Annotated in this window: 16 protein-coding genes and 2 pseudogenes; 5 read left to right on the forward strand and 13 right to left on the reverse strand. The window is 72.6% G+C overall.

Annotation, left to right across the window (positions count from 1 at the left end):
- Nucleotides 1-28 precede the first annotated feature (28 nt).
- Nucleotides 29-628, reverse strand: a complete 600-nt coding sequence (locus DJ476_RS31625) for a flavodoxin family protein (protein WP_070202695.1) — start codon at nt 626-628, stop codon at nt 29-31.
- Nucleotides 629-847: 219 nt separating this feature from the next.
- On the opposite strand from DJ476_RS31625, the gene DJ476_RS31630 reads away from it, so the two are divergent.
- Both DJ476_RS31630 and DJ476_RS31635 read left to right on the forward strand, forming a co-directional pair.
- Entirely contained in the window at nt 848-2164 is a 1317-nt protein-coding gene (locus DJ476_RS31630; RefSeq protein ID WP_103419462.1) for an ATP-grasp domain-containing protein, read from the forward strand.
- A 74-nt stretch (nt 2165-2238) separates the two neighbouring features.
- Complete coding sequence (locus tag DJ476_RS31635) at nt 2239-4272, forward strand: CocE/NonD family hydrolase (RefSeq protein ID WP_112492114.1); 2034 nt, start codon at nt 2239-2241, stop codon at nt 4270-4272.
- A gap of 119 nt (nt 4273-4391) precedes the next feature.
- Here the strand turns inward: DJ476_RS31635 and DJ476_RS31640 are convergent.
- The 3 genes and pseudogenes from DJ476_RS31640 to DJ476_RS31650 all read right to left on the reverse strand — a co-directional run bounded on the left by DJ476_RS31640 (nt 4392) and on the right by DJ476_RS31650 (nt 7834).
- Nucleotides 4392-5862: pseudogene (locus tag DJ476_RS31640) on the reverse strand (aminotransferase class I/II-fold pyridoxal phosphate-dependent enzyme).
- Nucleotides 5863-5901: 39 nt separating this feature from the next.
- Nucleotides 5902-6789, reverse strand: a pseudogene (locus DJ476_RS31645) (SDR family oxidoreductase).
- A gap of 208 nt (nt 6790-6997) precedes the next feature.
- Nucleotides 6998-7834: a pentapeptide repeat-containing protein gene (locus DJ476_RS31650; RefSeq protein WP_112492115.1), complete on the reverse strand. Its 837-nt coding sequence runs from the start codon at nt 7832-7834 to the stop codon at nt 6998-7000.
- Between the two features lie 229 nt (nt 7835-8063).
- Here DJ476_RS31650 and DJ476_RS31655 point away from each other — a divergent pair, with 229 nt between their 5' ends.
- Both DJ476_RS31655 and DJ476_RS31660 read left to right on the forward strand, forming a co-directional pair.
- Nucleotides 8064-8636 carry a PadR family transcriptional regulator gene (locus DJ476_RS31655; protein WP_070202701.1) on the forward strand — a complete coding sequence of 191 codons (573 nt, stop codon included), beginning with the start codon at nt 8064-8066 and terminating at the stop codon, nt 8634-8636.
- Nucleotides 8637-8736: 100 nt separating this feature from the next.
- The gene (locus DJ476_RS31660) at nt 8737-10461 is read left to right on the forward strand and encodes an acyl-CoA dehydrogenase family protein (protein WP_103419466.1); all 1725 of its coding nucleotides are present in this window, start codon (nt 8737-8739) and stop codon (nt 10459-10461) included.
- A gap of 21 nt (nt 10462-10482) precedes the next feature.
- Here DJ476_RS31660 and DJ476_RS31665 read toward each other — a convergent pair whose 3' ends face one another.
- From DJ476_RS31665 to DJ476_RS31675, 3 genes are all read right to left on the reverse strand, one after another.
- On the reverse strand, nt 10483-11241 hold the full coding sequence (locus DJ476_RS31665) for an IclR family transcriptional regulator (RefSeq protein WP_112492116.1): 759 nt from the start codon (nt 11239-11241) through the stop codon (nt 10483-10485).
- Between the two features lie 124 nt (nt 11242-11365).
- Nucleotides 11366-13465, reverse strand: a complete 2100-nt coding sequence (locus tag DJ476_RS31670) for a neutral/alkaline ceramidase (protein ID WP_112492117.1) — start codon at nt 13463-13465, stop codon at nt 11366-11368.
- 240 nt (nt 13466-13705) lie between these two features.
- Entirely contained in the window at nt 13706-16021 is a 2316-nt protein-coding gene (locus DJ476_RS31675; protein WP_112492118.1) for an FdhF/YdeP family oxidoreductase, read from the reverse strand.
- On the opposite strand from DJ476_RS31675, the gene DJ476_RS36175 reads away from it, so the two are divergent.
- Entirely contained in the window at nt 15929-16483 is a 555-nt protein-coding gene (locus tag DJ476_RS36175; protein WP_404827562.1) for a DUF1345 domain-containing protein, read from the forward strand. The genes DJ476_RS31675 and DJ476_RS36175 overlap by 93 nt on opposite strands.
- Nucleotides 16484-16499: 16 nt before the next feature.
- Here DJ476_RS36175 and DJ476_RS31685 read toward each other — a convergent pair whose 3' ends face one another.
- From DJ476_RS31685 to DJ476_RS31710, 6 genes are all read right to left on the reverse strand, one after another.
- The gene (locus DJ476_RS31685; protein ID WP_318294827.1) at nt 16500-18170 is read right to left on the reverse strand and encodes an alpha/beta hydrolase; all 1671 of its coding nucleotides are present in this window, start codon (nt 18168-18170) and stop codon (nt 16500-16502) included.
- 84 nt (nt 18171-18254) lie between these two features.
- Nucleotides 18255-19607: a sensor histidine kinase gene (locus tag DJ476_RS31690; protein WP_112492120.1), complete on the reverse strand. Its 1353-nt coding sequence runs from the start codon at nt 19605-19607 to the stop codon at nt 18255-18257.
- Between the two features lie 50 nt (nt 19608-19657).
- Nucleotides 19658-20323: a response regulator transcription factor gene (locus DJ476_RS31695; protein ID WP_112492121.1), complete on the reverse strand. Its 666-nt coding sequence runs from the start codon at nt 20321-20323 to the stop codon at nt 19658-19660.
- Between the two features lie 41 nt (nt 20324-20364).
- Nucleotides 20365-21147 carry an FkbM family methyltransferase gene (locus tag DJ476_RS31700; protein WP_112492122.1) on the reverse strand — a complete coding sequence of 261 codons (783 nt, stop codon included), beginning with the start codon at nt 21145-21147 and terminating at the stop codon, nt 20365-20367.
- Entirely contained in the window at nt 21144-21362 is a 219-nt protein-coding gene (locus DJ476_RS31705) for a Trm112 family protein (protein ID WP_019763518.1), read from the reverse strand. The genes DJ476_RS31700 and DJ476_RS31705 overlap by 4 nt, the downstream gene beginning before the upstream one ends.
- A 52-nt stretch (nt 21363-21414) precedes the next feature.
- Entirely contained in the window at nt 21415-22311 is an 897-nt protein-coding gene (locus tag DJ476_RS31710; protein WP_079167453.1) for a hypothetical protein, read from the reverse strand.
- Between the last annotated feature and the right edge of the window lie 4 nt (nt 22312-22315).

Consider the following 22315-nt stretch of genomic DNA (forward strand, 5'->3'; position numbering starts at 1 on the left):
CGTGCCGCCGGGCCGGGACGGCAGCAGGTCAGGACGGGGAGTACGGGGCGTCGGCGAGCAGCCGGGCCAGATGCACGGCGTTGGCGGCGAGCGCCCGGGTCGTCGAGGCCACGGCCTCGGGCGTCTCGTCCAGATCCTGGTAGTCGGTGCCCTGCATGGCCTCGCCCACCCAGTACGTGACCGCCTGGGCGGCCAGCGAGAAGCCGACGTCGTTCAGCCCCTGGAAGACATCGGCGCTCACCTTGTGCGCCCCGTCCTCGTTGCCCACGACGGCCACGGCGCCGACCTTGCCGTAGACCAGCGGGCGCCCCTCGTCGTCGGTCTCGGACGACTCGGCGTTCAGCCGCTCCAGGACCCGCTGGCAGACGCTGGAGGGGTGGCCGAGCCAGATGGGCGTGGCGATCAGCAGGATGTCGGCCGCCAGGACCTTCTCCCGGATCGCGGGCCAGGCGTCGCCGTCGCCCAGGTCGACGCCGATCCCCGGCCGTACGTCGTGGTCGGCCACCCGCACGATCTCCCCCCGCACCCCGTGGCCCTCGAACTCGGTCATGACCTGCTGGGCGAGGTGGTGGCTGCTGGAGGAGGCGGGCGAGGCGTTCAACGTACAGACGAGGGCGAGTGCGCGCATGACGGGGTGTCTCCTTCGGGAGTGGTGTGGGGGAATGGGTGCCGGTCGGGGGGCACGGCTGCACTGGTGCCCCGTCAGCTCCCCCCGTAAGCACCGGCATCACGGAATTCCCCGAAAGGAAGGGGTCCGGCATTCCCGGTGGCCGACGGATTCCCGTTTGAAACCCGGCCCGGGGGTACACGGCGCAGATCTCCCTGTGCCGTCCCGAGAGGAATGCCCATGCCCGACGATTCGCGCAAGAACATATTCGTCATCGGAATGGACGAGGCCAACCGCCGCACCCTCGAAGCCGTTCCGGACGCCGACCACCACCGGCTCCACCCGCTGCTCACCATCGAGGAGTTGCAGGAGGGCCAGGTCACCGTCGACGAACTGCTGGCCCGCGCCCGCGCCGTGCTCGACGCGCACGAGGGCGGCATCGACGCCATCGTCGGCTACTGGGACTTCCCGGTCAGCACCCTCGTCCCCCTTCTCAGCGAGGAGTACGGAACGGTCAGCACCAGCCTCGAATCCGTCGTCAAATGCGAGCACAAGTACTGGAGCCGGCTGGAGCAGCGGAAGGTGACCGACGCCTACCCCCGCTTCGGCATGGTCGACCTGGAGAGCGACGACCCCCGCCCGCCGGAGGGCCTGCGCTTCCCCATGTGGGTCAAGCCCGCCCTCGCCTACTCCTCCGAGCTGGCCTTCGGTGTCGCGGACCTGGCGGAGTTCCGGAGCGCGGTCGCGGAGATACGGGAGGGGATCGCGCGGGTCGGAAAGCCCTTCGAGGCCATTCTCGATCTTCTGGAACTCCCGCCGGAGATGGCGGGCGTGGGCGGCGAGGTCTGTCTGGCCGAGGAGGCCATGACGGGCATCCAGGTGGCCGTCGAGGGATACGTGCACCGGGGCGAGGTCACCGTCTACGGGGTGCTCGACTCCATCAACTATCCCGGCTCCTCCTCCTTCCTGCGCCACCAGTACCCGAGCACCCTTCCCGCCCCGGTGATCCGGCGGCTGCACGAGGTCAGCGAACGCACCATGCGCCAGATCGGCATGGACCGGGCCACGTTCAGCATCGAGTACTTCTACGACCCGAAGACCGCCGACATCCGCCTGCTGGAGATCAACCCCCGGCACTCCCAGTCGCACGCCGAGATGTTCCAGTTCGTCGACGGAGTGCCCAACCACCACCGGATGTTCCGGCTGGCCCTGGGCGGCGACCCGGCCGTCCCGCCGGGCGGCGGCCGCTACCGGGTGGCCGCCAAGTGGTACTACCGCTGGTTCGGCGAGGGGCGGGTCCACCGGGTGCCGACCGCCGAGGACCTCGCCGCCATCGAGCGGGAGATCCCGGGTGTCCACATCGACATGGTCCCCGCCGAGGGGCAGCGGCTCTCCACCGTCCACGGCCAGGACAGCTACAGCTACGAGGTCGCCCACATCTTCACCGGCGGCGACGACGAGGACGAACTGCGCCGCAAGTTCGACGCCTGCGTCGCCGCCCTCGGCCTCACCTTCGACGAGACGGAACCGGGCGGACGCGGCCGGAATGGCTCGTGACGCCCCGGGTACCCGACCCCACCGGGCCCGGACCCGGGCCCCGCCCCGACGTCAGGAAGGACCCTGCCGGCCGTATGCGATTCGTCGAGCAACTCCCGTACGAGACCCGGGAAGAGGACCACGTCACCATCACCATGGCGGACGGGGTGCGGCTGTCCGCCAGGATCTGGCGGCCCGTCGCCTCGGACCGGGAGCCGGTCCCCGCGGTCGTGGAGACCATCCCGTACCGCAAGAACGACCTCACCTCCACCCGGGACGCCATCCACCACCCGTACCTCGCGGGCCACGGCTACGCCTGCGTGCGCGTGGACCTGCGCGGGACCGGGGAGTCGGAGGGCGTCCTGCCGGACGAGTACCTGGAACAGGAGCAGCGCGACGCCGAAGAGGTGCTGGCCTGGGTCGCCGCCCAGCCCTGGTGCGACGGGAACACCGGCATGATGGGCATCTCCTGGGGCGCCTTCGCCGCGCTCCAGACGGCGGCCCGCCGACCGGAGAGCCTGAAGGCCATCGTCATCGCCTCCTTCACCGACGACCGGTACGCGGACGACATGCACTACCTCGGCGGTGCCATGCTCTCCGACAACCTCGCCGAGGCCGGCACCATGTTCGCGTACGCCACCTGCCCGCCCGACCCGGCGGTGGTGGGGGAGCGGTGGCGGGAGATGTGGCAGGAGCGGCTGGAGGCCGCCCGCCCCTGGGTCCTGGAGTGGCTCCGCCACCCGCACCGCGACGCCTATTGGCGGCACGCCTCCCTCAGCGAGGACTACACGCGCCTCCGGTGTCCCGTACTCGCCTCCAGCGGCTGGGCCGACGGCTACTCCAACGCCGTCACCCGCCTCCTGGCCGGCGCCGACGTCCCCCGCAAGGGGCTGATCGGCCCCTGGTCGCACAAACTGCCCCACCTGGGCGAGCCCGGCCCCGCCATCGGCTATCTGCAAGAGGTCGTCGCCTGGTGGGACCACTGGCTCAAGGGCGTCGACAACGGGGTCATGGACGGGCCGATGCTCCGCACCTGGATGCAGGAGAGCGTCCCGCCCTCCACCTCCTACGAGGAGCGCCCCGGCCGCTGGGTGGGCGAACCCTCCTGGCCGTCACCGCGGATCAAGGAGGTGGCCTACCCGATGCGGGGCGCCGCCATCGTCATGGCGGACGAGGAGGAGGCGCCGCGCGGCCGTCCGCGTACGGTCCGGTCACCGCTCTCCGTCGGCCAGTTCGCGGGCAAGTGGGCCTCCTACAACGCCCCGCCCGACCTGCCCTACGACCAGCGCGAGGAGGACGGCGGCTCCCTGGTCTTCGAGTCCGCGCCGCTCACCGAACGCCTGGAGATCCTCGGCGCCCCCTCCGTCGACCTGGAGGTCTCCGCCTCGGCCCCGGTCGCCCAGGTCACCGCCAGGATCTCCGACGTGGACCCGGACGGCCGCGCCACCCGGGTGACCTACGGCGTGCTGAACCTGACCCACCGGGAGAGCGACGAGCACCCCGAACCGCTGGAGCCCGGCCGCCGCTACCGTGCCCGGATCACGCTCAACGGGGTCGGTCAGGCCTTCCCGCCCGGTCACCGCATCCGGCTCTCCCTCTCCACCTCGTACTGGCCCCTGGTCTGGCCCGCCCCGGAGCCGGTCCTGCTCACCGTCCACGAGGAGGGGGCCGCCCTGACCCTGCCGGTCCGCCCTCCGGAGGAGCCGGACGGCCTGCCCGAGGCCCCCTTCGGTGAACCGGAAGGCTGCCGGCCGCCCCCCGTCACCCGGCTGACCGAGCCCGAGCAGGCCTGGAACGTCACCAGGAGCCTGGTGGACTACCACTCCGCCCTCGACATCGTGAAGGACCGGGGGCTCCAGCGGTACGAGGCCAACGGCATCGAGGTCGGCCTGCGGGCCTGCGAGAGGTACGCCTCCGTGGCCGACGACTTCGCCTCGCTCAGCGGCCGTTCGGCGTGGACCATGACCTTCTCCCGGCCCGGCGGCTGGGACGTACGCGTCGAGACGAGCACCGTACTCACCGCCGACGCCGAGGAGTTCAGGGTCGACGCCACGCTGGACGGTTACGAGGACGGCCGCCGGGTCTTCTCCCGCACCTGGAACGAGACCGTGCCCCGGAACCTGGCCTGAGGTCTCGGGGCACGGCCCGAACGGGTGCCCATGCCCCGGACCGTCCTCGCCCCGGCCCCGGTCCCAGGCATCGCCCGCCCCGGCCGACAGGTGGCCCGGCCCTCAGCCGGCCCGGGCGGTCACGGCCCTTCCCCCTCCGCGCAGACCCGGACGGTCTCCAGCTTCGGGTCGGCGGTGTCGGGCACGTTCATGCCCGCCGCGACGCCCGAGCACAGATAGCGCAGCAGCGGCTCGGTGATGCGCTCGCCGGGCAGCACGGCCGGGATGCCCGGCGGGTACGGGGTCATCATCTCGGCCGCGACCCGGCCCACCGCCCGCTCGGCCGGCACGTCCTCGGTGCGGGAGAAGTAGGCGTCGCGGGGCAGACACGCCTGGTCGGGGCGGAGTTGGTCCGGCGTGGGGACGTGCACCTCGGGGGCGGGGCGCAGGGTGTGCGCCTCGCGGGAGAGATGGCGCAGGGCGGTCAGCAGCCGGGCCGCGGTGGACACGTCGTCGGCGTGGGTGAACTGGGCGCTGATCCGGCGGTGGTCCACCAGATGCGTGTCGATACGGTGGTGCTCGCGCAGCCAGTCGGCGGCCCGGTAGCCGGTGGTGCCGAGTTCCGTGACGTCGATGATCACCGGCAGCGGATCGAACTCCGCGGCCGCGCCGGGACCGCAGAAGTCCTCCTCCCCGTTGACGTGCAGCCCCTCGATCTCCTCGATGCGCTCACGGACCGACCAGGTCAGTTCCAGGGCCCGGGAGAGCAGACCGTGCCCGTCCAGGGCCATCTGGCGGCGCCAGCCGTCGATGCCAGCACGGACGGGCTGGTGGTGCCCAGCAGATCGGCGCGCGAGGCGAGGGTGTCGTGGTCCACCAGGTCGCCCTGGAGATGGAAGACCGAGCCCTGTTCCAGCCCGCTGCCCATCTTGTGGATGCTGGTGACACAGACGTCGGCGCCCGCGTCCATCGCCCAGGACGGCAGCTCCGGGTGGAACGGCAGATGCGCGCCCCACGCCTCGTCCACGATCAGCGGCTTCGACCGCCGGTGGCAGACGTCCGCGATCGCCCGCAGATCCGCCGCCGTACCGTACGGGGTCGGGCTGGTGACCAGCGCGCCCCGGGCATCCGGGTGCGCGGCGAAGGCCCGCTCCACGGACTCGGCCGACGGCGGGTGGGCGAGGTGCCGCTCCGCGTCCCATTGGGGCTCCACCCAGACGGGCTCGACGCCCGACAGGATGAGCCCGGCGATCACCGACTTGTGGGCGTCCCGGCCGACCAGCAGCTTCTGGTGCGGGGCGGCGACGCTGAGCATGGCCGCCTTGACCGAGAGGGAGGAGCCGCAGGTGGAGAAGAAGGTGTGCTCCGCGTGGACGGCGTCCGCCATCAGCTCCTCGGCCCGACGCAGTACGGCCGACTTCTCCCGCCGGTCCTCCAGCCCGCCGGTCGCCAGGACGTCCCCGAGGAAGACGGCGTCCCCGAGCACGGCCCGTACGGCGGGGGAGGCGCCCGGGCCTGTTTGTGGCCGGGCGGCGAGAACCCCAGCTCACCCCGGTCCTGGTAGGCGGCGAGGGCATCGAGAACGGGTGCTTCATGGTGATTCATGGGCATTCCCGACGTGTTCCCGGCCGTGCCCTCGGCCAATCAGGGTCACGGCAGCGGTGTGCCGCCCGTGGTGTTCATGATCTCGCCCGTGATGAACGAGGCGTTGGCGGAGGCGAGGAAGACATAGGCGGGCGCCATCTCGGCCGGCTGCGCCGGACGCCCCAGCGGGCTCTGCTTCCCGAACTCCGTGGTGTCCGGCAGGGTCGCGGGGATGAGTGGCGTCCAGACGGGCCCCGGGGCCACCGCGTTGACGCGGATCCCGTCGGAGGCCAGCATCTGGGCGAGCCCCTGGGTGAACGTGACGATCGCGCCCTTGGTCATGGCGTAGTCCAGCAGGTGGGGGCTGGGCTTGTACGCCTGCACCGACGTGGTGTTGATGATCGAGCCGCCCGCCGGGATGTGCGGCAGGGCGAACTTGCTCAGCCAGAACATCCCGTACAGGTTGGTCCGCACCACCCGGTCGAACTACTCCGTCGAGATCGCGGAGATCCCGTCCGGCTGGGACATCTGGTACGCCGCGTTGTTGACCAGGACGTCGATCCGGCCGAAGTCGGAGACGGCCCGCTCGACGAGGGCGCGGCACTGCTTCTCGTCCCGGATGTCACAGGGGACGGTCACGGCGGTCCGGCCCGCCTCCTCGACCAGACGCGCGGTCTCCCGCGCCTCCTGCTCCTCCTCGGCGAGATGGGTCAGCAGGACGTCCGCGCCCTCCCGGGCGAAGGCCAGCGCCACGGCCCGGCCGATGCCGGAGTCGCCCCCGGTGATCACGGTCTTCCGGTCGGTGAGGAGCCCCGAGCCCCGGTAGGACTCCTCACCGTGGTCGGGCGGCGGGTCCATGGGGCCGGTCCTGCCGGGTGGTTCCTGGTCCTGTTGGGGGAAGTCGGGGCGGGGGTGGAGCCGGTTCGGGTCGTCGGGCTGCTCGTTCCGCGTCATGGCGGCCTCTCTGTTCGGCGGTGACGTGACGTGACGTCCGGACCGGGCGGGGGCGGAGGGGGTGCCCGCTCACCCGGCCCGGTCGGTCCGGACGGCCTGAGTGTCCCGGTCGCCGGGCCGCTACGGGGGGCACGCCGGACGAGTGCCCCTGCGGGCGGGACCGAAACGCCCCTTTTCGCCGGTGCCGTGGTGCCGTGGTGCCGTCTCCTCAGGCGGCCCAGTGCCCCGGCCGCCGCAGACCGGCCGGGATCCGGGTCGCCGCGTCGCCCCGGGCCGCGTTGAGCTGGGGCTGGGTGAGGAAGAGGGCTCCGGTCAGGTCGGCGCCGCACAGGTTGGTGTCGCGCAGGTCCGCGCCGATCAGGTCGGCCTGGCGCAGATCGGCGCCCGAGAGGTCGGCGGCTATGAGGCAGGCGCCGCGCAGGGTGGCCCCGCGCAGCTTCGCGCCGCGCAGCCGGGCGCCCAGGAGCTCGGCGCCCCGGTGGTTCTTCTTCCGGCCCGGCACCGCGGCGCGGGCCAGCTCGCCGGCGCGCAGGAGGTGGGCGTTCACCTCCGCCCGCAGGGCCGGTACGTCGACGGCGAGCAGGGTCTCGGCGCTCTCCCGGGTCAGGGCGTCGATCCGGGCGTAGGCCTCGCGCAGCTCGCGGTGGACCGCCTTCGCCGCCGGAAGGTCCAGGGCCTCGGCGGCGTACCGGAGCAGTTCGTGCAGCTGCCGCACCACGGGGAAGACCTCGTACATCGTGCGGGCCGAACCCGGCTCCGTACGCCAACTGCGGCCGCCGAAGGTGACCTGGGAGACCTTCTGGCCCGCCCCGAAGCAGTCGAACACCGTGCAGCCCGCATAGCCGCGCTCGCGCAGCCGGTCGTGGATCCCGCAGCCGAAGTCCTCCTGGAGGTTCCCGCACGGGGTTCCCGCCGCCTTGTCCGCGGCGAAGTCCGCCGAGCGGGCGAAGGGCAGCGCCACACAGCACAGGCCGAAGCAGCTCCCGCAGTCGGCCTGGAGGTCGGGGTGGGCGGCGTGCGGGGTCCGCTGGGGCGAGGGGGACAAGGTGGTGGTGCTCCTGACGGGGCGGGCGGGCGGACGAGCGGCCCGGCGGGCGGGTGCCGGATGGCAGGTGTGCCGGACGGTGGGTGTGCCGGGTGTGTGCCGTTCATTGTCGCCTGCGGGGTGGTGCACCTTGATCGCGGGGCCGCAGCCCACCGGGCCCGGGTGAGCCGTGTCTCACCGGGCCTCCGCGACTTGTCTATGCAACGAGTTGCATAGAAGGATCGAGGGCATGGCGCTCGAACACGCGATCCTCGTCTCCCTGCTGGAGCAACCCGGCTCCGGCTATGAGCTGGCCCGGCGGTTCGAGCGGTCCATCGGCTACTTCTGGACCGCCAGCCACCAGCAGATCTACCGCGTCCTCGCCCGGATGGAGGGTGACGGCCGGCTCGTCGTGCGCGAGGTCGAGCAGCAGGGCCGGCCGGACAAGAAGGAGTACTCCGTCGCCGGGCCCGGCCGCGCCGCCCTCGCCGAGTGGCTGCACAAGCCGATCGAGCCCGAGAGCCTGCGCCACGACCTCGCCGTCAAGATCCGGGGCGCCGCCTTCGACGACCCGGCCGCCCTGGTCCGCGAGGTCGAGCGCCACCGTCAGGCCCACCGCGACCGCCTCGCCCACTATCTGGCGGGGGAGTCACGCGACTTCACCGGGCCCGAGGCGCCCGCACCCCTCGACCCGGGCCAGGAACTCCAGCACGTGGTGCTGCGCGGCGGCATCGCGTACGAGCGCATGACGATCGCCTGGCTCGACGACGTACTCGACACCCTGCACCGACTGGCCGGTCCACCGCCGGGCCCCGCCGCCTGACGGCACCGGCCGCCACCCCCGTACCTCTCCAACTCCTGCGTACCACCGAAGAACCCACCAACCCACCACCCTCAACCCTCCCTCCCGGAAGGCGATCTCCATGGCCGAGTCCGCGTCCCTCCTCTTCAACCCGCGCACCTACGACCCCGAGCACTTCGACCCGGAGACCCGCAGGCTGCTGCGCGCCACCGTCGACTGGTTCGAGGAGCGGGGCAAGCGCCGGCTGATCGAGGACTACCGCTCCCGCGCCTGGCTCGGTGACTTCCTCGCCTTCGCCGCGAAGGAGGGCCTGTTCGCCACCTTCCTCACCCCGGCCGCCGCCGCGAAGGAGCAGGACCAGCGCTGGGACACCGCCCGGATCGCCGCCCTCAACGAGATCTTCGGGTTCTACGGCCTCGACTACTGGTACGCCTGGCAGGTGACCATCCTCGGCCTCGGCCCGGTCTGGCAGAGCGACAACGCCGAGGCGCGCGCCCGGGCAGCCGAACTCCTCGCCCAGGGTGAGGTGTTCGCCTTCGGTCTCTCCGAGAAGACCCACGGCGCCGACATCTACTCCACCGACATGCTGCTGACCCCCGACGGCGACGGCGGCTTCCTGGCCTCCGGCTCCAAGTACTACATCGGCAACGGCAACGCCGCCGGTCTGGTCTCCGTCTTCGGCCGCCGCACCGACGTCGAGGGCCCCGACGGCTATGTCTTCTTCGCCGCCGACAGCCGCCACGACGCCTACCACCTGGTGAAGAACGTCGTCGACTCCTCCAAGTACGTCAGCGAGTTCCGCCTCGCCGACTACCCGGTCGCGCCCGCTGACATCCTGCACACCGGCCGTGCCGCCTTCGACGCCGCGCTGAACACCGTCAACGTCGGCAAGTTCAACCTCTGCACCGCCTCGATCGGCATCTGCGAGCACGCGATGTACGAGGCCGTCACCCACGCCAGCAACCGCATCCTCTACGGCCGCCCCGTCACCGCCTTCCCGCACGTGCGCCGCGAGCTGACCGACGCCTACGTCCGGCTCGTCGGGATGAAGCTCTTCAGCGACCGTGCCGTCGACTACTTCCGCTCCGCAGGCCCCGACGACCGCCGCTACCTCCTCTTCAACCCGATGACGAAGATGAAGGTGACCACGGAGGGCGAGAAGGTCATCGACCTGATGTGGGACGTCATCGCGGCCAAGGGCTTCGAGAAGGACAACTACTTCGCCCAGGCCGCGATCGAGATCCGGGGCCTGCCGAAGCTGGAGGGCACGGTCCACGTCAACCTCGCGCTGATCCTCAAGTTCATGCGCAACCACCTGCTGAACCCCGCCGACTACCCGGCCGTCCCCTCCCGTCTGGACGCGGCCGACGACGCGTTCCTCTTCCAGCAGGGTCCGGCGCGTGGTCTCGGCTCCGTACGCTTCCACGACTGGCGCCCCGCCTTCGACGCGTACGCGGAGATCCCCAACGTCGCCCGGTTCCGCGAGCAGGCCGACGCCCTGTGCGCCTTCGTCGAGACCGCCGCCCCCGACGAGGAGCAGAGCCGCGACCTGGACCTCCTCCTCGCCGTCGGCCAGCTCTTCGCCCTCGTCGTCCACGGCCAGCTCATCCTGGAGCAGGCCCGTCTCACCGGCCTGGACGAGGACCTGCTGGACGAGCTGTTCGCCGTCCTCGTGCGCGACTTCTCCGCGCACGCCGTCGAGCTGCACGGCAAGGACTCCGCCACCCGGGCGCAGCAGGAGTGGGCGCTCGGCGCCGTACGGCGTCCCGTCGTCGACGCCGAGCGTTCGGCCCGGATCTGGGGGCGTGTGGAGGCGCTGTCGGGGGCGTACGAGATGGCCGAATAGGCCCCCGGACGAGCCCCGGGCTCACTCCGGGATCGTCAGCCGGCGGGTGACGCGCAGCGCCGAGGACAGGAGCTGGTCCTTGACCTCGCTGGTCCGGTACATCCGGTCCGAGCGGAAGGAGATGCCGAGCGAGCCGACCTGGTCGCCGCAGTACACGCGTACGGCGACACAGGTCGTGCCGCGGCGGTACTCCTCCCGGTCCCGGGCCAGCGGGGCCATCGGCGGGGAGTCCAGCTCCCGGATCAGCTCTTCGCGGCGGGTGATGGTGTGGGACGTGAGGTCGGCCAGGGGGTGGCGGGAGAGGTAGTTGGCGCGGGCCTCCTCGTCCAGCCCGCCCAGCACGCTCTTGCCCAGGGCCGTGGCGTGCCCGGCGTCCTCGAAGCCGACCCAGAGGTCGACGCGGGGCGCCCGGGGGCTGTCGACGATCTGGAGGACCCGGATCTCCCCCTCGTCGTACAGCGTCAGGTACGCGGCGGCGGAGAGGCGGTCGCGCAGGGAGGTCAGCAGGGGGCGCAAGCGCTCGGCCCAGGTGGCGTCACCGGGTGCGGTGAGCGGGGGCGTGCCCTGGTCGGCCAGGGTGTACGCCCCGTCGCCCAGCTCCCGCAGATAGCCGTCCTCGACCAGCGCCCGCAGGTGCTCCTCGGCCACGGGCCGCGGCAGCTCGGCCTCCCGGGCCAGCTGCTCCGCCGGCGCGCCAGTGGGGTGCGCCCCCGCGGACTCCAGCAACCGGAGGTCCCGCCGGACGGATACGGAAGCCTCGGGGCCGGCCTGGTCACCCATGCCACCAGCATGGACCCGGCACCGGGGTGCGGCATCTCGGGTGCGGAATCCTGTGGTGGGCGGGCACCCCGGCGGCCCGGGGCGGCCGCCCACCGCCTTGTCTCACCCGGTCACCCGCCTCGTCTCACCCGGTCACGGTGAACGTGGAGGACGTGCCCGTGAACGGGGTGATCCTCCCCAGCAGGTTCTTCGCGTCCCCGTGGTGCACGATCCGGTAGGTGCCGGGTGCGGTGTCCGCCCCGATCCTCCAGGTGACCGTGGCCTTCGACGTCCCCGTCAGCCCGTTGAGCCGGGTCCAGCGGTACGTGGTCTCCCAGTCGCCGTCGTCCAGCACCCGGGTCCACCGTCCGTCGGCCTCCAGGCGCTGGACCTCCAGGAGCGTGCCGCCCCGGCGGAGGTTGTTCTTGGGGTGGCCGGTGGCGAACTCGACGGTGGCCGTGGAGCCGCGGGCGTACGAGGAGGCCGGGCCGGTCAGCACCGAACCGAACGACTTGCCCAGCGGCGGGTTGTCGTAGACCACGCCCGTCTGGAACGTGAACTGCCGGGCCGACTCGTCCGGCGGCAGCGTGCCCCGCTCCACCGGGGTGCCCTGGCGCAGGGCGGCCGCGACCCGTGCGTACTCCTGCTGGTAGGCCGGGAGCGTGTGGCGGCCGTAGAGGGTGGAGCCGCCCTCGTAGTTCTGGGTGTCGTACTCCTCCGGCGTCGTCACGTACTGGCTGTAGGCGTTCGCGTACCCCTGGAGCAGCACCCGCTCCAGCGGGACTCCCAGCTCCTGCGCCACGGTACGGCGGACCCGCAGCCCGGCGGTGATCGTGAACTCACCCGGCCCCGCCACCAGGTACAGCTCCCCGATCCGCATGATCTGGAGCGGCAGGATTTTCGGGGTCACCGGATGGACGTTGCTCAGCAGCCCCGTCGGGATCAGGCTCGCCTTGGGGTACTGGCAGGTGGCCAGCCAGGACGGGGTGTCGATGCGCAGCGCGTCGATGATGCCGGCGACCGGGGTGCGCATGCCCTCCTCGAAGCCCGGGATCGCCGGGCCGTCCTCCACACTGCCCGCGAGCGTGGAGGCGCCCACGACGGCCGGACAGGTCCGCTGCTCCTTGCCGTCGGTCGTGTACTCACCGCGTACGGTGACGTTCTCCATGTCGACATAGGTGAGGCGGGCGTCGACCCCGCCGGTCACCGGCCGCGCACCGGCGTACACCTCGCGTGCCTTGTCGAGCTGGCGCTCACCGATGATCCGCGCGTTCTCGAACTCGTCCTCGGTGGGCCCCGATCCGGGCTTCAGATTGAGGTTGGGGGACATGTCACCGGCGTTGGTGTTGGGGAACGCGGCGACGAATCCGGGGGTGTTGTCGAGATAGCGCACGCCTTCGTGGCCGTGCTCCCAGGCGTAGGAGGCATAGCCCTTGTTGTCCGGGCTGATCAGCGTGTTCTTGTTGGTGATCGAGGTGTTGTGGGTGGCGAACCAGCTGATCGCGCCCGCGTCCGTGGAGCCCTGCCGGAACCGCAGCACGGTCATCGCCGGGTCGATCCCGCCGGGGAAGGCCGCCCGGTCGGCCGCCGGATTGCGGTCGAAGGCATCCCGGGAACGGTTGACGCTGGCGTTGGTGAGGGTGCCGGTGCCCAGGCTGATGGAGCCGGGCTTCAGATCGTCGTGCGCCTTGGCCACGGACTCCGCGATGCCGTCGACAATCGCCCGGTAGGTGCCGTTCTGGAAGCCGAGCACGGAGAGGTTGTACGCCACGTGGTGGGAGTAGCCGCCGGGGCCGGAGTGGGTGTGGGTGGCGGAGAGCAGGACGTTCTCCTCCCCGTACAGGCTGCCGTACCGCTCCTGGAGGCGGGCGAGGACGCCCTGCCGCACCGACTGGAAGATCATCGCCAGGTCGGCGTTGACATAGACCACGCGCTTGCCGCTCGCCCGGTCCACCACGACGTACGCGCGCGACCGCTGGCGCTGGTGGATGCCGGACGTCTTCTGGTCGAAGCTGGAGTAGCCCATCATCCCGGTCTCGGCGGCCTCCCCGGTGACATCGGCGATGCCGCGCCCGACGAGGTACTCCGCTTCGGCGGTGGCGGCCTGCGAGGCCGGTGTGGTCTGCGAAGCCGAGGCGGCCGCGGGGGAGGGGGCGCCGAGCGTGACGGCTCCCAGGGCGGCGGCGAGCGTGAGGGCGGCGAACCTGCGGCGGGAGCGCGGGGAGGGGGCGGGGGACGGTGGCATCGGACCTCCTGGGGCGGGAGACGTGCGGGACCCCGGGGCCCGGTCGGCGGCTCACCGACATCGGCGGGACCCGGAGCGCTGCCCCGACGGTAGAGCGGTGTGACCTGTGCCGCATAGATCTCTACCGGTCAGTAAATGAGCATTCCTCAGAAACCGCGCCCGGCCTGGTGTGTTGTGCCCCTGAAGGCGGAGAATGCGCTCCACGCACGCGATGCGTTCCGCTCGGACGATGCGCTCCGCTCAGGCGGCGGGCGCGATCGTCACCTTCACATGCTTCATGATCGGCTGGTCGCTCTGCGTGCTGTAGTCGCCCAGCGCGCACAGCACGTTCATCTCCGGCATGTACCCGGCCGCGCAGCCCCGCGGAATGTCGTACGGGATCGCCAGATAGCCCTTCAGACTGCGGTGGCTGCCGTCCCTCGCCGTACTCGTGATGTCGACCGGACCGAGGTCGGTGATACCGCGTTCGCGCATGTCGGCCCGGTTCATGAAGACGAGCGTGCGCAGGTTCTCGATGCCCCGGTAGCGGTCGTTGTCGGAGTAGATGGTGGTGTTCCACTGGTCGTGGGAGCGCATGGTGCCCAGCGCCAGCGTCCCGGCCTCCGGCACCACGTCCGGCAGGGCGGCGGCGGAGAACTCGGCGCGCCCGGACGGGGTGAGGAAGACCAGCTCCCGCGCGGGCTGCCGTATCCGGAAGCCCAGCGGCAGCCGCACCCGGCGGTTGAAGTCCTCGAACCCGTCCAGGGCCTTGGCCATGGTGTCGCGGATGCGGTCGTAGTCCTCGACGTACCAGTGCCAGGGCGTCCCGCTCTCCGGCAGGGCGGCGCGGGCCATCCCGGCGACGATGGCCGGTTCGGAGAGCAGATGCGGGGAGGCCGGGCGCTTCATGCCCACCGACAGATGCACCATGCTCATCGAGTCCTCGACCGACGTGGACTGCACCCCCTTGCGCTGGTGGTCCTTCTCGGTCCGGCCCAGACACGGCAGGATGAGGGCCCGGCGGCCATGGACGAGATGGCTCCGGTTCAGCTTGGTGCTCACCTGGACGGTGAGGTCGCAGGAGCGCAGCGCCTCGAAGGTGACCGGGGTGTCCGGGGCGGCCATCGCGAAGTTGCCGCCCATCGCCACGAAGACCTTCACCTCACCGCGCCGCATCGCCTCGATCGTGCCGACGGTGTCGAGACCGTGCTCCCGGGGCGGGGTGATCCCGCAGGCAGCGGCCAGCCGGTCCAGGAACGCGTCGCCGGGCCGGTGGTCGATCCCGCAGGTCCTGTTCCCCTGGACGTTGCTGTGTCCGCGTACGGGGGAGGGGCCCGCGCCCTCACGGCCCAGGTTGCCGCGGAGCAGCAGCAGGTTCACGATCTCCCGTACGGTGTCGACGCCGTGCTCGTGCTGGGTGACCCCCAGGCACCAGCTCACGATCGAGCGGTCCGCCTCCCCGTACACCCGCGCCGCCTCGAGGATGTCGTCCCGGCCCAGCCCCGACTGTCGCTCGATCTCCTCCCACGGCGTCGCCTCGCAGAGCGCCCGGTACTCCTCGAACCCGGTGGTGTGCCGGTCGATGAACTCCCGGTCCAGCGCCCTGGGATCGGACGCCGACCGCTCCAGGACCGCCTTCGCCATGCCCCGCAGCAGTGCCATGTCCCCGCCGATGCGCGGCTGGAGGTTGAGCGAGCTGGTCGGCGTCGACTTGAAGAGCGCCATGTCCAGGAAGGCGTGCGGCACGATGGTGCGGGTGGCGGCCGCCTCCACGAGCGGGTTGATGTGCACGATCCGCGCGCCCCGCCGGTGGGCCTCCGAGAGCGCCGTGAGCATCCGGGGCGCGTTGGAGGCCGCGTTGACCCCCAGGATGAACAGCGCGTCGGCGCTCTCCCAGTCCTTGAGGCCGACCGTGCCCTTCCCCGTACCGAGCGATGCCGTCAGCGCCCGGCCGCTGGCCTCGTGGCACATGTTGGAGCAGTCCGGCAGGTTGTTGGTGCCCAGTTCGCGGGCCATCAGCTGGTAGAGGAACGTGGCCTCGTTCCCGAGCCGGCCGGAGGTGTAGAACGCCGCCCGGTTCGGGTCGTCCAGCTCGCGCAGCGCGGAGCCGACGACCTCGAACGCGTCCTTCCAGCTGATCGGTACGTAGTGGTCCGAGTCCGGGTCGTAGACCATCGGCTCGGTCAGCCGCCCCTGGTTCTCCAGGTCGTAGTCGCTCCACCCGGACAGCTCGGTCACCGAGTGCGCGGCGAAGAACTCCCGCCCCACCCGCTTCCGGGTCATCTCCCAGGTGACGTGCTTGATCCCGTTCTCGCAGATGTCCAGGTGCAGGCCCTTGAGGTCGTCCGGCCAGGCGCACCCCGGGCAGTCGAAGCCGCCGTCCTCGTGGTTCATCTTCAGGATCGCCCGCGGACCGTCCACCGGGGACCGCTCACGCGCCAGGAACCGGATCACGCTCTCCGCCGCGCCCCACCCGGCGGCGGGGTGGTGGTAGGGGCGGAACCGGGGCTCGCCCTCGGGGACGGGGCCTACCGGGGCTTCCGGGGCCTGCTGCTGATCGTCGTGGTCGGTGCTCACGGTCTCGGCCCTTCCACCAGGGGTGCATGGGGCAAAGCGGACTCCTTGGCAGGCTATGCAGGGGGCTCCCCGTACGCCACCCGGCCGGTGGCGGGATGCGGAGCGCGGGGCGGGGGCGTGGGATGCGGACGTGGGGCGGGCCACGCCGCCGCGGCCACCGCCCTCTGCGGGGTCTTCACCGCCTGGGCCTCGCTCCACCTGATGTACGCCACCCGGTACGCGTACCTCTACTACGTTCCCACCGAGGGCGGGATCGACTTCAACTCCCAGGACAGCCCGAAGTACGTCGACTTCCTCTACTTCAGCTACAACCTCGGCATGACCTACCAGGTCTCCGACACCGACGTCTCCAGCTCCGCCATCCGCGCGGTCACGCTCCGGCACTGCCTGCTGTCGTACGTGTTCGGCGCCAGCATCCTCGCCACCACCATCAACCTCGTCACCGGGATCGTCACGGGGTGACGGGCCCCGCCGCCGTTCAGCAGGTGGCCCCGGGAGCGACCCGCTCCAGCTCCACCAGGTAGGCGTCGACCTTCGCGGTGACGCAGGCGTCGCCACGGCCGTACGCGGTGTGGCCCAGCCCTTCGTAGGTGAGCAGCATCCCGGCCGGGAACTGCTCCGCGAGGCTCACCGCCTCCGCGTACGGCGTGGACGGGTCGCCCGTCGTGCCGACGACCAGGACCGGCGGTACGCCCTCCGCCGCCACCTTGTGCGGCCGCCGCTCGCCGGAGGGCCAGTCGCGGCAGGTGAGTTCGGCGGTCACGCCCGCGGTGCCGTAGACCCCGGCGGCCTTGTCGGCGGGGGCGAGGGCGTCCCAGTAGGGGCGGACGGAGCGGGGGTGGGGGACGTCAAGGCAGTTGACCGCGGTGAGCGCGGCGTCGCCGTTGTCGTCGGGGACGGCGGGGGGCTCGGAGGCACCGGGGGAGGCGTCTTCCTGCTCCTCCCCTTCCGTGGTGTCGGTGTCCTCGGACCCGGTCTCCTCCTCGTCGCCCAGCGCGCCCAGCTTCGTCGCGTCGCCCCGGTCCGCCTCCCGCAGCGCCTCCGACAGCGGCTCCCACTGGTCCTCCGGCGTGTACATCGCCATCGAGACCGCGTCGAGCACGGCGGTCGCGTCCATGCCCCCGTACTCCGCGTACGAACTGTCCTCCGCGACCGGCAGCGGCTCGCGCTCCGCCCGCTGGTAGAGCCGCTCGATCAGCGCCCGTATCTCCCCGGGGGTCCGGCCGGGGCAGCGGTCACCGGCGATCTCCGCGCACCGCTCCGCGTAGTCGTCCACGCTCCGGCGGAAACCCGCCGACTGGCTGAGCACCCGCTGCCGCCAGTCCAGCGACGGATCGATCGCCCCGTCCAGGACCATCGCGCGGACCCGGCGCGGGAACTGCTCGGCGTACGAGGTGCCCAGGCTCGTCCCGTACGACCAGCCCAGATAGGTGAGCTTCCGCTCGCCCAGGGCCGCGCGCAGGATGTCCAGGTCCCGGGCGGCGTCGTCGGTGCCGACGTGCCGGAGGATGGGGCCGCTGTGCTTCTCGCAGTCCTCGGCCGCCGTACGGGCGCCTGCCGCGGCCGCCGAGCGGTCGGCTTCCGTACGGGGGTAGAGGGGGGCGACGCCATCGGGGGTCTCGTCCTCCGCCGCCGCTGCTTCCTCCGCCGCCGGTTCCTCCTCCGTCTCCTCCTCGGCCGGTTCGCAGGTGAGCGCCGGTACGCTGCCGCCGACGCCGCGCGGGTCGAAGCCGACGATGTCGAAGCGGGCCCGCGCCGCCGCGCCGAACGCCTCGTCCATCCCCTCCTCGAGGGACCCGGCCCCGGCCGCACCGGGCCCGCCCGGGTTGAAGACGAGCGAACCGATGCGCTTCCCCGGGCCCGTCGCGGCGGCGCGCGCCACCGGGAGCACGAACGTCCGGCCGTTCCCCGGCCGCGCGTAGTCCAGGGGGACCGTCAGGCGTGCGCACTCGTAGCCGTCCGTCGCGCAGTCGGTCCACGCCAGCCGCTGGCCGTAGAACGGCCTGAGGTCGGACCGGGAGGCCGGGTCGGCGGTGGCGGGGGCCTTCGCCGCGCCCTTGTCCGGGAGGCCGCCGCCCGTGCAGGCGGTGAGGGAGAGGGCACCGAGGAGGGCCAGGGCGGTGGCGGTGGCACGGGTGGCGCGGTTCAACGGAGTGCTCCCTGAAGGGGGTCGGACGGTTCCGGCCCGAAGCATTCCCGAGCGATGCTGAGGATTTGATGAGGCTCCGTACGGTCAGCCGTCGGAGGGCGGGCCCCCGGCGGGCAGCCGCAGCACGAACCGGGCCCCGCCGCGCCGCCCCGGCTCCGCAGTGAGGCCGCCGCCGTGGGCGTGGGCGACCCAGGAGGCGATCGACAGCCCCAGCCCCGTCGAGCCCGAACCGCTGCGGAACCGGTCGAAGAGCGCACCCGCCACCTCGGGCGGCAGCCCCGGACCCGCGTCCTCCACCGTGACGGTCGCGGTGGCCCCCTCGCCGCCGACCGTCACCTCCACCTCGGCCCGCTCCCCGGGCAGGCGGCCGTGGACGAGCGCGTTGCCGACGAGATTGGCCACGGCACGGCGTACGAGATCGGGGTCGGCGGCCACGACCACGGCCCCCGGAGCCCGTACCGTCACCCGCTGTCCCTCGGCGGCCGCGTCCTCGGCCACGGCCTCCACCAACTGGTCCAGCCGCAGCGGCTCCACCGCGAGCGGGGCCGTCCCGGACATCAGCCGGGCCCGGGTGAGCAGCCCGTCGACCAGCGTGCCCATGGTCTCCGCGAGCCGGAGCGTACGCCGGTGCACATCGGTGCTGTCCGTCTCCCCGCGCAGCGCGGTCTCCGCGAGCGTCCGCAGCGAGGCCGCCGGGGTCCGCAGGTCGTGCGCGGCGTCCGTGAGGAACGCCTCCTGCCGGTCCAGGACCTCCAGCGCGGGCCGGACCGCCCGCCCGGAGAGCAGATGCCCGACCCCGGCCGACAGCAGCACCAGCAGGGCGCAGCCCCCGGTCACCACCCAGGTCAGCCGCCGGTGGTCGGCGCGTTGGGCCGAAGCGTCCGCCACGGTGACCAGGGCGCCCTGCGGCAGCGCGTCCTCCTCCGCGTCCGGCGGGTAGAAGGGCAGCGCGAACATCCGCACCGGCTCCCCGTCCACCGTCCGCGCGTCCCGGGACCGGGGCTCGTCGGCCCGAACGGCGATGGCGGCGGCCTGCCGTACGGAGGCGGTGGAGACGGTCAGACACGGGCGGCCCGGGGCGTGCTCGACGACCAGGCCGCCCGGAGTGTCCGGGGGGTCCGGCACGGAGGCCGCGGAGGGCGCGGCGAGGAGGAAGAGCGGCGGGCACGCGGTCCCGGCGTTGTCGAGCAGCACCTCGGTGTCCAGCCGGCCGTCCTCGTCGGTCTCCAGCAGGCCCAGCGCCCAGTTGGTGTCGGCGCTCATGGCCTGGTCCAGCTGCTCGCGCCAGCGCACGCCGTCGCTGCGTACCGCCAGCACGGCCATCGCGACCAGCCCCGCCGCGCTGGTGAGCGCGAACAGTACGGTGATGCGCCGACGCAACCGCCGTACCCGCGCGGTCGGCGTCGGCGCCCGGCGCACACGGAACGGATTCCGCACGCCCCACGACGTACGGCCCCTCACCCCGCGAAGCCTCGCCCCGCGCCCCTTCACCGGGCCGGCTCGTCGGCCAGGCGGTAGCCGACGCCGCGCACGGTGTGGAGCAGCGGAGGGGTGCCGAGCTTCCGCCGCAGCTGCGAGACCAGCACCTCCAGCACGTTGGACTGCGGCTCCGCCATCTCGTCCCAGCAGCTCTCGATCAGCTCCGCCCGGCTCACCGCCCGGTCGGCGCGGGTGGCCAGCACCTCCAGGACCGCGAACTCCCGCCGCGTGAGGGTCAGCAGCACCCCCGCCCGCCGCACCTGGCGCCGGGCGGTGTCGATCTCCACGTCCCCCACCAGCAGCACCGGCGGGGCCACGGCCGGGGCGCGGCGGCACAGGCTGCGCACCCGGGCGACCAGCTCGGGCACGGCGAACGGCTTGACCAGATAGTCGTCGCCGCCCCGGGCGAACCCCTCCACCCGGTCGGCCACGGTGTCCCGGGCGGTGAGGAACAGCACCGGAACGGCCCGCCCGGTCCGCCGCAGCTCCTCCACATAGGCGGCGGCGTCCCCGGAGGGCAGCATCCGGTCGAAGACCACGCAGTCGTACGCGGTGATGAACAGGGCCTCGTCGGCCTGCGGCAGATCGACGGCCTCGTCCACCGCCAGACCGGCCGCCCGCAGCGCGGCCGCCACCCCGAACCGGAGGTCCGCGTCGTCCTCCACCAGCAGCACTCTCACGGCGCCACCCTAGATGACCTGCGACGGACCCGCGTTCAGCGGCCGTGGTCCCCGCCCGGCACCCTCCCCTCGGGAAGGAACAGCACCGAGTTGATGTACCGGGTCCGCCGCGGCACCAACGCCCGGCGCAGCAGCCCCTGATGCACCAGGTGCTCCGTCCTCGCCTGGTGGGCGGGCAGGTCGAAGCCGGTCAGCGGGGTCCAGCGGCGGCCCGCCAGGACCCACCCCGCGTACCCGAGGCCGGTGAGCAGGTCGACCGCCGGGCCGATCGGCCCGAGCCGGCTCTCCAGCTCGACGAGCAGCGCCGGACGGTCCCTGCGCAGCAGCTCAGCCGCACCCCGCAGCGCGGCCACCTCCGCGCCGTCGACGTCCATCTTCACGAAGCCGACCCCGCGCAGGCCGAGGCCGTCGACGGTGAGGGACTCCACCTCGACGCTGTGCGCATGGATGTCCCGGCGCTCCAGCGAGGAGACGCCCCGGTCGCCCTCGTCCCCCTCCGGGAACCAGAGCCGGACCCGGTCGCCGGTCCGGTCGGTCGCCGCCCCCTGCACCACCCGGGCGTTGGACGGCAGCGTACGGCGCAGATGGTCGGCCAGATGCGGTACGGGTTCGACGGTGACGACCTCCGTGCAGCGCCGGGCGAGCCGCCGCGACCAGGGCCCGTACCAGCCGCCGATGTCCACGGCGGTGGAGCCGGGCGGGCAGAAGTCGGCCAGCCGGCGCAGCTCCGGTTCGAAGCGCGGGTAGAGGGCGACGGCGGCGGAGGCGACCAGGCCGGTGGGCAGCCGGGACGCCACCGCCGCCGCGAACGTGGTCACGTGGCCGGGGCCTTCCGGCGCGCCAGGTACCTCTCGTGTTCGTCGGCGCCGACCTTCTGGCCCGAGGAGGGCAGCAACTGCGGTATGCCCTCCAGGATGGGGTAACTCAGGCGCAGCCGGGGGTTGTAGAGCGCCTCCTCGTCGGTGAGCAGGGTCAGTGGGCCCTTGTCGAGCGGGCAGGCCAGGATCGTGAGCAGCGGATCGTCGGGGTTCATCGGGGCTCCCTCGGGGACGGGGGTCGGTCGGAGTGAGGTGGTCTCGGTGCGGTCAGGACGGGGCCGCCGCCGGGGGCGGGTCGTGACGGGGCATGGCCAGCAGGACGGTCAGGGCGAGCAGCGTGCCGGCCACCCGCAGGGCCAGCAGCAGCGGATCGTCGGGGAGGGACTCGCCGAAGGCGAGCGTCCCGAGGACGGCGGTGAACAGGCAGGTCACCGTGGTGCAGACGGGCACGATCAGGGAGGCCCGGCAGCGTTGCAGGGCCGTCTGGGACATGACGAGACCGGCCACGGCGGTGAAGAGCAGCAGATACGGGTAGGGCGAGCCGAACAGCGAACGGGCCGCCTCCCCGAGGTCGGTGGTGGTCAGCCGGCTGGAGGTGCCCTTGACGGCCAGCGAGCTGACGCCGTACAGCAGCCCGACCGCCACCCCGTAACCGATGCCGCTGGTCGGCACCCGGTGGCGGTTGTGCGCCCGGCTCTCCACCCGTACGTAGAGCCAGACGCCCGCCGCCAGCGCCGGGACGCAGACCAGGAGCACCAGCATCCAGGGGGCGCCGCTGCCCACCGTGTCCTCGCCCTCGCGCACCGAGGCGACGACCATGAGCAGGGCCACCAGCACCCCGCCCAGGGCGTACCGTTCGCGCCCGGTCGACTCCTCGCCGAGGACGGCCGAGGAGAGCAGGAGCAGCAGCACCAGGCCGGAGACGAAGATGCCCTGTGCCGCCGCGATCGGCAGCGCGCGGTAGACCACCAGCTGGGCCGCGAAACCGGCCGCGAGCGCCAGCGCGCCCACGATCCACAGCGGGCTGGTGAGCAGCACGAGGATGACGCGCAGCGGCTGGCCCGCGGAGAGCGCGGGCAGTTTGCCGAGCGCCCGCTTCTCCACCACGAACCCCACGCTGTACAGCAGGTTGGCCACCAGCGCGGCCCCCACACCCCACCACATCGCG

Origin of the sequence: Streptomyces bacillaris (genome assembly GCF_003268675.1) — a bacterium.
In the GTDB taxonomy this organism is placed as follows: Bacteria; Actinomycetota; Actinomycetes; order Streptomycetales; family Streptomycetaceae; genus Streptomyces; species Streptomyces bacillaris.

Excerpts from the sequence above, each read along its gene's own strand:
- DJ476_RS31625 (WP_070202695.1), bottom strand. The coding sequence starts at position 628 with ATGCGCGCACTCGCCCTCGTCTGTACGTTGAACGCCTCGCCCGCCTCC.
- DJ476_RS31630 (WP_103419462.1), top strand. The coding sequence starts at position 848 with ATGCCCGACGATTCGCGCAAGAACATATTCGTCATCGGAATGGACGAG.
- DJ476_RS31635 (WP_112492114.1), top strand. The coding sequence starts at position 2,239 with ATGCGATTCGTCGAGCAACTCCCGTACGAGACCCGGGAAGAGGACCAC.
- DJ476_RS31655 (WP_070202701.1), top strand. The coding sequence starts at position 8,064 with ATGGCGCTCGAACACGCGATCCTCGTCTCCCTGCTGGAGCAACCCGGC.
- DJ476_RS31660 (WP_103419466.1), top strand. The coding sequence starts at position 8,737 with ATGGCCGAGTCCGCGTCCCTCCTCTTCAACCCGCGCACCTACGACCCC.
- DJ476_RS31665 (WP_112492116.1), bottom strand. The coding sequence starts at position 11,241 with ATGGGTGACCAGGCCGGCCCCGAGGCTTCCGTATCCGTCCGGCGGGAC.
- DJ476_RS31670 (WP_112492117.1), bottom strand. The coding sequence starts at position 13,465 with ATGCCACCGTCCCCCGCCCCCTCCCCGCGCTCCCGCCGCAGGTTCGCC.
- DJ476_RS31705 (WP_019763518.1), bottom strand. The coding sequence starts at position 21,362 with ATGAACCCCGACGATCCGCTGCTCACGATCCTGGCCTGCCCGCTCGAC.
- DJ476_RS31710 (WP_079167453.1), bottom strand. The coding sequence starts at position 22,311 with ATGTGGTGGGGTGTGGGGGCCGCGCTGGTGGCCAACCTGCTGTACAGC.